This is a genomic window from Actinoplanes sp. 13, assembly GCF_056134165.1.
The window spans coordinates 1-13169 of the sequence record NZ_JBVYOQ010000008.1 but is presented as its reverse complement, the minus strand read 5'-3'; the positions used below and the strand labels follow the sequence as shown (position 1 = coordinate 13169).

Here is a 13169-nt window from a genome sequence, read left to right as displayed (position 1 = left end):
CGCCCGGTCACCGGGCGGCCCGCCGGAAGGGGTTCGCCACATGACTCTCGTCCTCAGCCAACTCTTCACCGGCATCAGCATCGGCGCCGTGCTGCTGCTGATCGCTCTCGGCCTGTCGCTCACCTTCGGCCAGATGGGCGTCATCAACATGGCGCACGGCGAGCTGATCATGGTCGGCGCCTACACCGTGTTCGTGCTGCAGCAGGTGATCACCGGCGCCGGCTGGTCGCTGCTGGTGGCCCTGCCGGTCGCGTTCGCCGTCACCGGCCTGCTGGGGGTGCTGCTGGAGGTGCTGCTGATCCGCCGCCTCTACGCACGGCCGCTGGACACGCTGCTGGTCACCTGGGGTGTCTCGCTGATCCTCCAGCAGCTCGCCCGGGACATCTTCGGCGCACCGAACGTGCAGACCCGCGCCCCCGAGTTCCTGACCGGCAGCATCACCGTCCTCGGCGACCTGGTGATCTCCAGCAGCCGGTTGTTCATCCTGGTCCTGGCCCTGACCGCGGTTGCCGCGCTGTCGATCGGGCTGAAGACCACCCCACTGGGCCGGCGGATCCGGGCGGTGGTCCAGAACCGCGACCTGGCCGCGGTGTCCGGGCTCGCCACCGGCCGGGTGGACCGGCTGACCTTCTTCATCGGATCGGGGCTGGCCGGCATCGCCGGGGTCGCGCTGACCCTGATCGGCCCGATCGGCCCGGCCATGGGCACCAACATCATCGTCAACGCGTTCCTGGTCGTCGTCGTGGGCGGCATCGGTCAGCTGAAGGGCACCGTCATCGTGGCGTTCGTCCTGGGCATCCTGCAGTCCATGGTGGAGTACGCGACCACCGTCAGCGTGGCCAGTGTGATCGTCTTCGTCGCGATCGTCGCCTTCCTCCAGTGGCGGCCACAGGGTCTGTTCACTCTCCGCACCAGGAGCCTGGCATGACCGCCTGCACCGAGCGGCACCCAGCCGCACCTACCGACGGCGTCGCGGGCGAGGGCCAGAAGGGGATGCCAATGGAGGGCACAGCATGAGAAACGTCTTCCTCGGGCGGTTCAAGGCGGCGTGGGGGTTCGGCATCGGGGCCGTCCTGCTCTTCGCCGTCGCGCCGGTGGCACTCGGCGACTTCCGGCTGAACCTGCTCGCCAAATACCTCTGCTTCGCGCTCATCGCGGTCGGCATCGGCCTGGCGTGGGGCCGCGGCGGCATGCTCACTCTCGGTCAGGGTGTCTTCTTCGGCCTCGGCGGTTACGCGATGGCCATGCACCTCAAGCTGGCCGACGCGGGCCCCGGCAATCTGCCGGACTTCATGCAGCTGTACGGCCAGCTCGACGCCCTGCCCTGGTGGTGGAAGCCGTTCGCGAACCCGCTGTTCGCCCTGGCCGCCACCGTGCTGCTGCCGATGCTGGTGGCGTTGCTGCTCGGACTGCTCATCTTCCGCCGGCGGGTCCGGGGCGCGTACTTCGCGATCCTCTCCCAGGCCCTCTGCGCCGCCTTCGCGATCTTCCTGATCGGTCAGCAGGGCACCACCGGCGGCACCAACGGGCTCACCGACATCCAGGGCTTCTTCTCCTACGACCTGAACGACCCGGTGAACCGCCGGATGATCTACTTCATCATCGCCGGCAGCCTGCTCGCGGTGCTGGCCCTGACCTGGCAGCTCATGCGCAGCCGGTACGGCGAACTGCTGGTGGCGGTGCGCGACGGCGAGGAGCGGGTCCGGTTCCTCGGCTACGACCCGGCGAACGTCAAGCTCGTCGCCTACGTCGCGGCCGCGGGCATGGCCGGGCTCGCCGGCGCCCTGTTCGTCCCGGCGGTCGGCATCATCTCGCCCGCGATGATCGGGGTGGTGCCCTCCATCGAGTTCGTCATCGGCGTGGCGGTCGGCGGGCGGGCCAGCCTGGTCGGCCCGGCACTCGGCGCCATCGCGGTGGCCTGGGCCAAGACCGCGCTGTCCGAGCGGGTGCCGTCCGCGTGGACGTACTTCGAGGGTCTGCTGTTCATCCTGCCGATCGTGTTCCTGCCCGGCGGCCTGGCTTCGCTCGCCGGCCTGATCCGCCGGCGCCGCTCGGCCACCGCGCCGCCGGCACCGACAGCGCCGGCCGTGCCGGCTCCCACCCCGGTGGAGGTACGGACATGAGTGGGCTCGCCATCCGTGATCTCCGGGTCGCCTTCGACGGATTCGTCGCGGTCGGCGGCGTCGACCTGGACGTCCCGGCCGGTGACGTGCGGTTCATCATCGGCCCCAACGGCGCCGGCAAGACCACGCTCGTCGACGCGGTCACCGGTCTGGCCAAGGCGACCGGCTCGGTGACCTTCGACGGGCACGAGTTGCTCGGCCGCAAGGTGCATCGGATCGCCCGGCTGGGGGTGGGCCGGACGTTCCAGACCGCGTCGGTCTTCGAGGAGCTGACCGTCCTGCAGAACCTGGACATCGCCGCCGGCTGGTCACGCGGGCCGCTCACCCTGCTGCGCACGCGCCGGGCCGTTCCGCCCGAGGTGGAGAAGGCTCTGGAGACGGTACGCCTGACGGCTGTCCGTGATCAGCAGGCCGGCACGCTCGCCCACGGGCAGAAGCAGTGGCTGGAGATCGGCATGCTGCTCGTGCAGAACGCCCAGCTGTTCCTGCTCGACGAGCCGGTGGCCGGGATGAGCCACGACGAACGCGATGCCACCGGTGAGCTGCTCGGCCACCTCAGCAAGGACCACACCGTCGTGGTGATCGAGCACGACATGGACTTCCTGCGGCGGTTCGCCCGGACGGTCACCGTCATGCACGCCGGGAGGATCCTCTCCGAGGGCACGGTCGCGCAGGTGCAGGCCGACCCCCGGGTGCAGGAGGTCTATCTCGGACACCCGGTCGAGAAACAGGAGGCGTGATGCTGCGGTTCGAGGACATCCACGCCGGGTACGGCCGGAGCATCGTCCTGCATGGCGTGAACCTGACCGTGCCCACCGACGGCGTCGCCGCGGTCCTCGGGCACAACGGCGCCGGCAAGAGCACGCTGCTGCGCGCCGCGATCGGGCTGATCCGGCCGCGGACCGGCCTGATCCTGCTGGACGGCGAGGACATCACCAGGCTGGCGCCGCACGAACGGGTGGCGCGCGGCATGGCGTACGTGCCGCAGGGCCAGCAGAGTTTCCCGCACCTGACCACGCTGGAGAACCTGCGTCTGGTGGCGGACGGCCGCAAGGACGGCAGGGCCGCGATGGCCGAGGCGCTGGACGTCTTCCCGGCGCTGCGCGAGTTGACCGGCCGCCGGGCGGGTCTGCTCTCCGGCGGTCAGAGGCAGCAGCTGGCGCTGGCCCGGGCCTTGATCACCCGTCCGCGGCTGCTGCTGCTCGACGAGCCGACCGAGGGCATCCAGCCGTCGGTGGTCGCCGAGATCGAGCAGATCATCCTGGGCCTGGCCGCCCGGGGCGGGATGTCGGTGCTGCTGGTCGAGCAGCACGTGGGCTTCGCGCTGCGGGCTGCCCAGAGCTATCACGTCCTGGAGGCCGGCCGGGTCACCTCGACCGGCGAGGGCGGCGCGGAGGCGGAGACCTCGGTCCGCCAGGCCCTCACCGTCTGACCGCCCCCGCCAGGCGTGTGAAGTTGCGGCTCGAATCGGACCGCAACTTCACACGCTGGTTCGGGGTGCTGGGGTCAGGACTGGGGCGGGTACTCGGAGAGCACCTTGTCCACCTCGGCGCTCAACGCCTCCACCTTGTCCTCGATGCGGTGGTGCTCGCTCGACGTGTACCGCAGGATCGAACCCGCCTCCTGCATGCTCGGGGCGGATCCGGGCTGCACGGCGATGTTCAGCTTCTGCTTCCAGACCCGCTCGGCGGCGCGGGTGGCGGCGGCGTCGATCTGGGCGGAGAGCCACTTCTTGTCGGCGTCGGTGAGTGCCACGGGGATGTCCTCCAGATGCCAGGATGCGGTGTCGGCCTCGCGTGCGGTCACGTACGAGGCGGAGAAGTGCGCGTGTCCGGTGTGCGGGTTGCTGCCGGTGTAACCACGCTGTCGCCAGCCGTTGGACGCCTCCCAGATCCGCCGGTTGAAGATGATGTATCGCAGGCGCTTCTCGGCGCCGCTGCGGCAGCGGGCCAGGATGTGCTGCACCACCTTCTCCATGGTCAGGTCCGGGGTGCGCAGGTCGACGTCCGCGTCGTACGCGTGGACCTCGTGCTTGGTGTCCGCGTCGCGGATCGGCACCCGCCCGACCTCGTCGTCGTTGTGATCGGAGACGGACGCCTGATGCGCCGTGTCGCCGATGGTGCCGTCCGATGTGCGATCGCGGCCGGGAGCGATCCGGTTCAACTCGGTGCGTAACTGCACCAGGCAGGGCACCAAAACCCAGCTCGCCATTTCGGGGGTCCTCTCGGCGCTGTCTTCGGTTGACTGAACGGTCGTTTCTCCGTTGTCCCGATAGCGGGAGACAGCGGGAATCATCCCCGCGCCGAGCCTGGGATAAAACGCCGGGAATCGACATGGAATCACCACAGCGAGTGAAAGAGGGCGCGAATGCGCTGGTCCGCGCAGTGCGCGGCGGATGTGCCAATTTCCGGCGATGTGACGCCGGTCACCATCCGAACCGGTCGGGGTACACCGCCTCGGCCAGCTCGTTCTGGCCCTCGACGTTCGGGTGGAAGTAGTCGATCTGGTTCACCAGGTCCAGCGAGAACCGCAGCTCGTGCGCCTCGCCGCCGTCCCACCGGCACCGCTTGCCGTACGCCTTGCAGGCCTTGCGCAGCTCCTCGTTGTACGCGTCGATGCGGTCCCGCACCCGCTCGCGCCGCGTCTCGTCGGCCTCGTCCGTGGAGGTGGGATCGGCCAGCATCGACGGGCAGATGCGGCCCCGGCGCCACACCTCCGCAACGCGCTCGTCGTCGCTGCCGAGCCGCCACAGCCTGTAGAGATCGGGGATGCTGACGACCAGCACGCGCGTCTTGGGCAGGCCTTTCTTGAGCCGGGCCAGGCCGCGGCCGACCTCGGTGCGGAACGTCCGCACCGGGGTCATGTCCGCAACGTCCCGCGAGCACGCGTCGTTGGCGCCGATCAGGATCGTCACGTACTGCGCCTTCATCTCGACCGCCTGGCCGGCCTGCGCGGCCAGCGCGTCGGCCTCGGCGCCGGGCTCGGCGAAGTTGCGGGCCTTCCCCTTGATCTTCGGGTTCTTCTCGAGGATCCGGCGGTAGTGACTGTCCACAGCCGAGCCGCTGCCGGTCGACCAGGAGTTACGGGTGCACGCGACGAAGGCGAGGCAGCTACCGAAGCCGGCCGTGATCGAGTCACCCAGGGCGGCCATCGACGAGGGCAGACCGGACGGCGGCCTGCTGGTGGGCGCGTCGTCCGGCGGCTCGGGCGTGGCGCCCGCGCCCTCACAGGCCAGCGTGAAGGCGGCGAGAAGGGCCAGAACGGCGAGGTGCCAGCGGCGGATCATCTTCCTCCCGTGCAGCGGGGAGCACCGACGCCAGAACGATATGTCATCCGGCCGGGATCGTCACGCATCCGGCATCGAATGATCACTATCCGCTGTCATCCGCAACCTGAGTGCCATTCGGCAGGCGCCAGGACACTTAGACGGACGTCATTGCCGGAATCCCGGGCATCTCCTGCACGAATGACGCTCGCGCCCTTTCGCTGCGTAACGGCGGCCGGAAGACCGCACGGCCAGCTCGGAAGATCAAACATTTTCGAACACCCGTTGACAAGGTCGTCGGTTTGTTGCAAGTGTGCGTCCACCACGTTTCATGTGTGGTCTTGTGAACACGTCCTCCAGGAGGGCTCGATGTCACTGACAACTCCTCGCTCCCGTTCTTCGTTTCGCACCGGCGGTGCCCTGCTGGGCGCCGTACTCCTCTCGCTGGCGTGTGTGAACGTTCCCACATCGGCCTCGGCAGGCCCGAAGACGCCGTCCGACACCTCCTGTGCCACCACCGGGTCGATCGACTTCGGGGTCGACCTGGCCGGCGACGGCTGGAAGTTCACCACCGGCGACGACGCCTCCTGGGCCGACCCCGCGTTCGCGGACGCGAGCTGGCGCGACTGGAGCGTCCCGGACAACTGGGGCGCGCACACCGACCTGGTGTCGTACGACGGCTTCGCCTGGTACCGCAAGACGTTCACGCTGCCCGCGCGGCCGGCCGGGGTCACCGACTCCGCGGTCGTCGCCGCCCTGGGCAAGATCGACGATGCTGACCAGACGTTCCTCAACGGCCAGGAGATCGGGCGTACCGGCGGGTTCCCGCCGTCGTTCGACTCGACCTGGGAGGTGCCGCGCGAGTACTACCCGGCCGACGGGCTGCTCCGCTGGGGCGGCACCAACGTGCTGGCGGTACGCGTCTACGACGGCACCGGTGGCGGCGGCTTCTACCAGGGGCCGATCGGCCTGTATTCCAAGTCGCGTCTGCGTGCCCTCGCCGGTGTCACGGGCACGGCTGCCTCGCGTACCCAATTGGCACATGCCTGCGCCGTGCTCGGCCGGCAGCAGCGCGCCGTGGCCGCGGGTGATCTCCGTGGCTATGCCGCGACGCTGGCGCCCGGCTTCTTCCACTCCGGTGACACCGCCGACCGGCGCCTGGCCGATCTGAAGGCGCTGCTCAAGGCCGGCAAGGTGACGCTGACCGACGCTCAGGCCGAGGTCTTCGTGGACAGCCAGGGCCGGCTCGTGGTGGACACCATCCGCACCTGGACCGGGCTGCCGCCGACCCGCGAGTTGCTCTATCTGGACCCGCGCCGGCAGCTGGAGCTGGGCGACCACTCGCGGTTCTTCCGAGACGACTACGCCTCCGCGGCGATGAACCGCCGGGCGCAGTTCAACGTCTACCTGCCGCAGAGCTACACCCGCACCACCGCGCAGCGGTACCCGGTGGTCTACCTGCTCAACGGCTTCAACGGCAGCAACATCGAGTGGGAGGCACGGGACATCGACACCGTGCTGGACAAGCTGATCAAGGAGAAGGGGCTGGCCGAGACGATCGTCGTGTTCCCGGACGGCGGCAGCGGCTGGTACGTCGACACCTCCGAGGGCAGGTACCGCTCGATGATCGTCGACGAGATCGTCCCGCTGGTCGACCGGAACTACCGGACGATCGCCGACCGTGAGCACCGCGGCATCAGCGGCGTCTCGATGGGCGGGCAGGGCGCGTTCACGCTCGCCTGGAAGAACCCGGCGGTGTTCAGCTCGATCGCCAGCCACATGGGCGCGCTGAGCCTCGCGCCGCTGATCGGCACCGCCGAGGAGCGGGCCGCCAACGCCGGGCTGCGGCCGCTGACCCTGGTCGCGAGCATGCCGGTGGCCGACCTGAACCGGCACCGGTACTACTTCGACGGCGGTGACCAGGACGGTTACCGGTTCGGCGCGGCCGCGCAGCAGATGAGCACGGCGCTGGCGGCGAAGGGCGTGCGGCACGACTATCAGCTCGGCCCGGGCGCGCACGACGACGCTTACTGGATGCCGAAGCTGGACCGGTCGTTCGGGGTGCACACCGAGCAGTTCCGGGCGCACCCGGTGAAGCAGCCGAGGGAGCCGAAACCGGTCAAGGACGGTTACGTCTGGCCGTGACGGCTGAAGTACACCGCGGATGACACGGCGCGTCGCCAGTTCTCGTACTCGGCGGCGCGCCGTCGTTCGTCCACGGTCGGCGTCCACCGGCCGGCCCGGTGCCGGTTGGCCCGCAGATCGCGCAGGTCGGACCAGTACCCGACGGCCAGCCCGGCGGCGTACGCGGCGCCCAGCGACACTGTCTCGGCGACCATCGGCCGGACCACCGGCACCTGCAGGACGTCCGCGACGATCTGCATGAGCAGGTTGTCGGCGGTCATCCCGCCGTCCACGTTCAGCCCGGTCAGGGCCAGGCCGGAGTCGGCGTTCATCGCGTCGACCACGTCGCGGGTCTGGAAGCCGGTCGCCTCCAGGACCGCCCGGGCCACGTGCCCCTTGGTGATGTACGACGTCAGGCCCACGATGACGCCGCGCGCCTCACTGTGCCAGTACGGCGCGTACAGGCCGGAGAACGCCGGGACGATGTAGCAGCCCCCGTTGTCGTCCACCGTCCCGGCCAGCGTCTCGATCTCGGCGGCGGTGCTGATCAGACCGAGGCCGTCGCGGATCCACTGCACCAGCGAGCCGGCGATCGCGATCGAGCCCTCCAGTGCGAAGACCGGCGGCTCGGCGCCGATCCGGTAGCCGACCGTGGTGATCAGCCCGTGGCTCGACCGGACCAGCTCGGTGCCGGTGTTCATCAGCAGGAAGCCGCCGGTGCCGTAGGTGCACTTCGCGTCGCCCGGCGCGAAACAGGTCTGCCCGAACAGCGCCGCCTGCTGGTCGCCGATGGCCGCCGCGATCGGCACCCCCGGCAGCAACTCCTCCGCGGTCCCGTAGACCTCCGCCGAGGATCGGATCTCCGGCAGCATGGCGCGCGGGATCCCGAAGGTCTCCAGCAGGCCGGGATCCCAGTCCAGCGTCGACAGGTCCATCAGCATGGTGCGGCTGGCGTTCGTCACGTCGGTCAGGTGCCGGCCGGTGAGGTTCCAGATCAGCCAGCTGTCCATGGTTCCGAACAGGATCTCGCCCCGGGCGGCACGCTCCTGGAGCCCGTGGTGCGCCAGCAACCACTGGATCTTCGTGGCGGAGAAGTACGTGGCCGGCCGCAACCCGGTCCGCTCCGAGATCATGGCCGCGTCCAGTCCGGCGATCATGGATTCGGTGCGGGTGTCCTGCCAGACGATCGCGGGTGCCACCGGCGTGCCGCTCGCGCGGTCCCAGAGCACCACGGTCTCGCGCTGGTTGGCGACACCGATCGCCGCCACCTGCGCCGCCCCGATCCCGGCCCCGCTCAGCGCCTGCCTGATCAGTTTCCGCACGTCCCGCCAGATCCGGGCGGCGTCGTGCTCCACCCAGCCGGGCCGCGGATAGGACTGCGGATGCTCGGCGCGGACCGCCGCCACCACCGTGGCGCGCCGGTCGAACACGATGCACCGGGTCGAGGTGGTGCCCTGGTCGAGAGCGAGGACGTACCGCTCGGTCACGAGGAGGGCCCGGACAGATCGCGGGAGATCGACCGGGCGGCGGCCAGCACGTGGTCGACGAGCGCCGGCCGGGCCTGCAGCCGGGTGTCACACAGCCGCTCCACCGGTCCGGAGATGCCGATGGCGCCCACCACCAGGCCGCCGATCGAACGGATCGGCGCGGCGACGCCGGCCCGACCCGGCTCCAGCTCCTCGACGGCCAGACCCCAGCCTCGGGCGCGGGTCGCGGTGAGTGCCCGGGCCAGCTCCGCGCGGTTCGTCAAAGACCTTCTGGTGTACGCGTCGAGCACGGTCCCCGCTTTTCCTTGTGCTGCCGTCACGTCGTACGCCAGAAGCACCTTGCCCAGCGCCGTCGCGTGCGCCGGCAGCAGCTGGCCGGTCCGCAGCGCCTGGGCCGAGTCGTCCGGCCGGAACACGTGGTGCACCACGAGCACCTGATGATCGCGGAGCGCCCCGATGCGCACCTCCTCACCGCTGCGCGCGGCGAGCGCGTCCGCCCAGGTGAGCGCGCGTCCCCGCAGCTCGTTGACGTCGAGGCCGGTGTCGCCGAGGTCGAGCAGGCCGCGACCGAGCCGATATCGGCTGGTCCGCGGGTCCTGCTCGACGAAGCCGACGTGCTCGAGGGTGCGCAGGATGCCGTGCGCGGTCGACTTGGGCAGGCCGAGCGCGTCGGCGATCTCCTTGACGCGCAGCCGGTCCGGCCCCGCGGCGAGCAGCCGGAGCACGGCCGAGGACCGCTCGATGGACTGGATCAGGCCGGGCACGTGCGACATTGTCGCACGCACGCCGTTGCCGCGGCGCTGTTCGCTGCCTAACGTCCGAGCCCGGAGCGCGAGACCGGGAGGTTCCATGGCGCGGTTCGTCGGCGCGATCGATCAGGGCACCACCAGCACCCGCTTCATGATCTTCGACCGGACCGGCGCCGAGATCGGCCGGCACCAGATCGAGCACCGCCAGATCCTGCCCGCCTCCGGCCGGGTCGAGCACGACGCTGTGGAGATCTGGGAGAACACCCGCAAGACCATCGACGTGGCACTGGCCGGCGCCGGCCTCGGCCCGGCCGACCTGGCCGCCGTGGGCATCACCAACCAGCGGGAGACCGTGGTGCTCTGGGACCGCGCGACCGGCACACCGGTGGCGCCCGCGATCGTCTGGCAGGACACCCGCACCGAACACCTGGTCGCCGGACTGGACGCGGCCATGATCTCGGAGCGGACCGGGTTGCGGCCGGCCACATACTTCTCCGCCACGAAGATCCAGTGGTTACTGGACCACCACCGGCTCCAGGAGCGTGCCGCCCGGGGCGAGATCCTGTTCGGGACCATGGACAGCTGGCTGATCTGGAACCTCACCGGCCGGCACCTGACCGACGTGACGAACGCCAGCCGCACCATGCTGATGGACCTGTCGACGCTGGACTGGGATCCCGGCCTGCTGGAGACCTTCGGGATCCCGCGCGCCATGCTGCCGGAGATCCGATCCTCGGCGGAGGTCTACGGGACCGCGGAGGAGTTGCTGCCGGGGGTGCCGATCGCGGCGGCCATCGGCGACCAGCAGGCGGCGCTGTTCGGGCAGACCTGTTTCGCGCCGGGCGACGCGAAGTGCACCTACGGCACCGGGGGCTTCCTGCTGATGAACACCGGCGCCCAACCGGTCCGGTCGAGCCACGGGCTGATCACCACGGTCGCCTACCAGTTCGGCGCCGAGCCGCCGGTCTTCGCGCTGGAAGGCTCGATCGCGGCGGCCGGCGCCGCCGTCCAGTGGCTGCGCGATCAGCTCGGCGTCCTCGACTCGGCCGCCGAGAGCGAGACGCTGGCCGGCTCGGTCGACGACAGCGCCGGCGTCTGCTTCGTCCCCGCCTTCTCCGGCCTGTACGCGCCGTACTGGCGCCCGGACGCCCGGGCCGCGATCGTCGGGCTGTCCCGTTTCCACACCGCGGCGCACCTCACCCGGGCCGCGCTCGAGGCGATCTGCCACCAGACCCGCGACGTGGCCGAGGCGATGGCCCACGACTCCGGATCCACACTCGACTGCCTCCAGGTCGACGGCGGGGTCACGGCCAACGCGCTCTGCATGCAACTTCAGGCCGACATCCTCGGCGTACCGGTCAGCCGCCCCGCGGTCGCCGAGACCACGGCCCTCGGCGCGGCGTACGCGGCCGGCCTCGCGGTCGGCTTCTGGGAATCCGTCGACGACCTGCGGGAGAACTGGCACGAGGACCGGCGCTGGCAGCCGTCCTGGAGCACCACCCGGCGCACCGAATCCGCCACCCGCTGGCGGGCAGCCGTCGACCGCACCCTCGACTGGGTCAGCTGACCATCGAAAGAGGAGCCATGAACACTGGAATGATCTCGCCGCAGTCGCGTGCGGCGGCGCTGACCGCGATGGCCGGCGACGAACTGGACGTGCTGGTCGTCGGCGCCGGCGTGGTCGGCGCGGGCGCGGCGCTCGACGCGGCCACCCGCGGGCTCTCGGTCGGCCTCCTGGAGGCCCGGGACTTCGCCGGCGGCACCTCCAGCCGGTCCAGCAAACTCATCCACGGCGGCCTGCGCTACCTCGAGATGCTCGACTTCGCCCTGGTCCGGGAGGCGCTGCGCGAGCGTGGCCTGCTCATCCAGCGGCTCGCGCCCCACCTGGTCCGGCCGGTGCCGTTCCTCTACCCGCTGCAGCACCGCGCCTGGGAGCGGCTCTACGTGGGCGCCGGCGTCGCCCTCTACGACACCCTCGCGCTCTCCGCGGACGGCGCGGGCCTGCCGCGGCACCGGCACCTGAGCCGCAAGGAGGCGCTCAAGGCGTTCCCGTCCCTGCGGCCGGAGTCGCTGGTCGGCGCCATCCGCTACTACGACGCCCAGGTCGACGACGCCCGGCACACCATGTTCCTGGTGCGCACCGCGATGGCCAACGGCGCCCACGTGGCCGCGCGCACCGAGATGACCGGCTTCCTGCGGGAGGGCCGCCGGGTGGTCGGTGTCCGGGCCCGCGACGCCGAGACCGGCGCCGACATGGAGATCCGCGCCCGCACGGTGATCAACGCGACCGGGGTGTGGACCGGGGACAGCCAGGCGCTGCTGGCCGGCGAGCGGGGCCAGTTCCGGATCACCGCGAGCAAGGGGATCCACCTGGTGGTGCCGCGCGACCGGATCTCCGGCCGCACCGGCATGATCCTGCGTACGGCCACCAGCGTGCTGTTCGTGATCCCGTGGGACCGGCATTGGATCATCGGCACCACCGACACCGCGTGGGAGCTGGACAAGGCGGACCCGGCCGCGTCCAGCGCCGACCTCGACTATCTGCTCGCCGAGGTGAACAAGGTGCTGGCCACCCCGCTCACCCGGGACGACGTGCAGGGCGTCTATGCCGGGTTGCGCCCGCTGCTCTCCACCGAGGCGTCGGCCACCGGATCGGCGACCACCACGAAGCTTTCCCGCGAGCACGCCGTCGGCAACCCGGTGCCGGGACTGGTGGTGGTGGCCGGCGGCAAGTACACGACATATCGGGTGATGGCCAGGGACGCGGTGGACGCCGCGGCCGGTGACCTCGCCACCCGGGTGCCGGCCTCCTGCACCGAGCAGGTGCCGCTGCTGGGCGCCGACGGCTTCCGGGCCGCCTGGAACCGGCGGGCGCTGCTGGCCCGGCGCGCGGGCCTGCACGTCGGGCGCGTCGAACACCTGCTGCGCCGGTACGGCACGCTGGTCGACGAGGTGCTCACGCTGGTCGAGGCGGACCCGGCGCTGGGCACGCCGCTCGAGGGCGCACCCGACTATCTGCGCGCGGAGATCGTTTACGCGGTCACCCACGAGGGGGCGCGGCACCTCGAGGACGTGCTCGTCCGCCGTACCCGCATCGCCATGGAGACCGCGGATCGCGGGGTCGCCGCGGCCCGGACCACCGCGGACCTGGTCGCCGGGCCGCTCGGCTGGAGCGAGGCGGAGACCGAGCGGGAGGTCGCCCGGTACCACGCCCGGATCGCCGCGGAGCTGGCCGCCCAGCAGCAACCGGACGATGCCAGCGCCGACGCCGCGCAGCGCTTCGCGACCGGCATCCCCCTCGCCGCCTGACCACCGCATCACCCACGCAGCGCGCTCGTCCGCACCGCGCTCGTCCGCACCGCGCTCGTCCGCACCGCGCTCGTCCGCACCGCGCTCGTCCGCACCGCGCTCGTCCGCACCG

At 71.0% G+C, this 13169-nt stretch carries 11 protein-coding genes; 7 read left to right on the top strand and 4 right to left on the bottom strand.

Features of this window, described 5'->3' with window-relative positions; translation table 11 throughout:
- The first annotated feature begins 40 nt into the window (after positions 1 to 40).
- The 4 genes from urtB to urtE all read left to right on the top strand — a co-directional run bounded on the left by urtB (position 41) and on the right by urtE (position 3555).
- Positions 41 to 928 (top strand): urea ABC transporter permease subunit UrtB, encoded by an 888-nt coding sequence (urtB, locus tag AC0NH5_RS18250; protein ID WP_474405204.1) that lies wholly within the window; start codon positions 41 to 43, stop codon positions 926 to 928.
- Between the two features lie 85 nt (positions 929 to 1013).
- Positions 1014 to 2123 (top strand): urea ABC transporter permease subunit UrtC, encoded by a 1110-nt coding sequence (urtC, locus tag AC0NH5_RS18245; RefSeq protein ID WP_474405203.1) that lies wholly within the window; start codon positions 1014 to 1016, stop codon positions 2121 to 2123.
- The gene (urtD, locus tag AC0NH5_RS18240) at positions 2120 to 2863 is read left to right on the top strand and encodes an urea ABC transporter ATP-binding protein UrtD (RefSeq protein WP_474405201.1); all 744 of its coding nucleotides are present in this window, start codon (positions 2120 to 2122) and stop codon (positions 2861 to 2863) included. Before urtC ends, urtD begins: the two co-directional genes overlap by 4 nt.
- On the top strand, positions 2863 to 3555 hold the full coding sequence (gene urtE, locus AC0NH5_RS18235; protein WP_474405199.1) for an urea ABC transporter ATP-binding subunit UrtE: 693 nt from the start codon (positions 2863 to 2865) through the stop codon (positions 3553 to 3555). The genes urtD and urtE overlap by 1 nt, the downstream gene beginning before the upstream one ends.
- A gap of 74 nt (positions 3556 to 3629) precedes the next feature.
- Here urtE and AC0NH5_RS18230 read toward each other — a convergent pair whose 3' ends face one another.
- Together AC0NH5_RS18230 and AC0NH5_RS18225 are read right to left on the bottom strand one after the other, a co-directional pair.
- Positions 3630 to 4334 carry a hypothetical protein gene (locus AC0NH5_RS18230; RefSeq protein ID WP_474405197.1) on the bottom strand — a complete coding sequence of 235 codons (705 nt, stop codon included), beginning with the start codon at positions 4332 to 4334 and terminating at the stop codon, positions 3630 to 3632.
- A 214-nt stretch (positions 4335 to 4548) separates the two neighbouring features.
- Complete coding sequence (locus AC0NH5_RS18225) at positions 4549 to 5409, bottom strand: SGNH/GDSL hydrolase family protein (RefSeq protein WP_474405195.1); 861 nt, start codon at positions 5407 to 5409, stop codon at positions 4549 to 4551.
- Positions 5410 to 5841: 432 nt separating this feature from the next.
- On the opposite strand from AC0NH5_RS18225, the gene AC0NH5_RS18220 reads away from it, so the two are divergent.
- Positions 5842 to 7533 carry an alpha/beta hydrolase gene (locus AC0NH5_RS18220; protein WP_474405193.1) on the top strand — a complete coding sequence of 564 codons (1692 nt, stop codon included), beginning with the start codon at positions 5842 to 5844 and terminating at the stop codon, positions 7531 to 7533.
- Here AC0NH5_RS18220 and glpK (AC0NH5_RS18215) read toward each other — a convergent pair.
- On the bottom strand, positions 7518 to 8999 hold the full coding sequence (gene glpK / locus AC0NH5_RS18215; protein ID WP_474405191.1) for a glycerol kinase GlpK: 1482 nt from the start codon (positions 8997 to 8999) through the stop codon (positions 7518 to 7520). The genes AC0NH5_RS18220 and glpK (AC0NH5_RS18215) overlap by 16 nt on opposite strands.
- Complete coding sequence (locus tag AC0NH5_RS18210; protein ID WP_474405189.1) at positions 8996 to 9763, bottom strand: IclR family transcriptional regulator; 768 nt, start codon at positions 9761 to 9763, stop codon at positions 8996 to 8998. Before AC0NH5_RS18210 ends, glpK (AC0NH5_RS18215) begins: the two co-directional genes overlap by 4 nt.
- Positions 9764 to 9848: 85 nt before the next feature.
- Between AC0NH5_RS18210 and glpK (AC0NH5_RS18205) the strand changes: the two genes are divergently transcribed.
- A complete protein-coding gene (glpK, locus tag AC0NH5_RS18205; RefSeq protein WP_474405187.1) occupies positions 9849 to 11315 on the top strand; it encodes a glycerol kinase GlpK in 1467 nt (488 codons plus the stop codon).
- 17 nt (positions 11316 to 11332) lie between these two features.
- Positions 11333 to 13057: a glycerol-3-phosphate dehydrogenase/oxidase gene (locus AC0NH5_RS18200; protein WP_474405185.1), complete on the top strand. Its 1725-nt coding sequence runs from the start codon at positions 11333 to 11335 to the stop codon at positions 13055 to 13057.
- Positions 13058 to 13169 lie beyond the last annotated feature (112 nt).

What these genes read in the sequence shown, in the direction of transcription:
- urtB (WP_474405204.1), top strand. Translation starts at nt 41, where the DNA reads ATGACTCTCGTCCTCAGCCAACTCTTCACCGGCATCAGCATCGGCGCC.
- urtC (WP_474405203.1), top strand. Translation starts at nt 1,014, where the DNA reads ATGAGAAACGTCTTCCTCGGGCGGTTCAAGGCGGCGTGGGGGTTCGGC.
- urtD (WP_474405201.1), top strand. Translation starts at nt 2,120, where the DNA reads ATGAGTGGGCTCGCCATCCGTGATCTCCGGGTCGCCTTCGACGGATTC.
- urtE (WP_474405199.1), top strand. Translation starts at nt 2,863, where the DNA reads ATGCTGCGGTTCGAGGACATCCACGCCGGGTACGGCCGGAGCATCGTC.
- AC0NH5_RS18230 (WP_474405197.1), bottom strand. Translation starts at nt 4,334, where the DNA reads ATGGCGAGCTGGGTTTTGGTGCCCTGCCTGGTGCAGTTACGCACCGAG.
- AC0NH5_RS18225 (WP_474405195.1), bottom strand. Translation starts at nt 5,409, where the DNA reads ATGATCCGCCGCTGGCACCTCGCCGTTCTGGCCCTTCTCGCCGCCTTC.
- glpK (WP_474405187.1), top strand. Translation starts at nt 9,849, where the DNA reads ATGGCGCGGTTCGTCGGCGCGATCGATCAGGGCACCACCAGCACCCGC.
- AC0NH5_RS18200 (WP_474405185.1), top strand. Translation starts at nt 11,333, where the DNA reads ATGAACACTGGAATGATCTCGCCGCAGTCGCGTGCGGCGGCGCTGACC.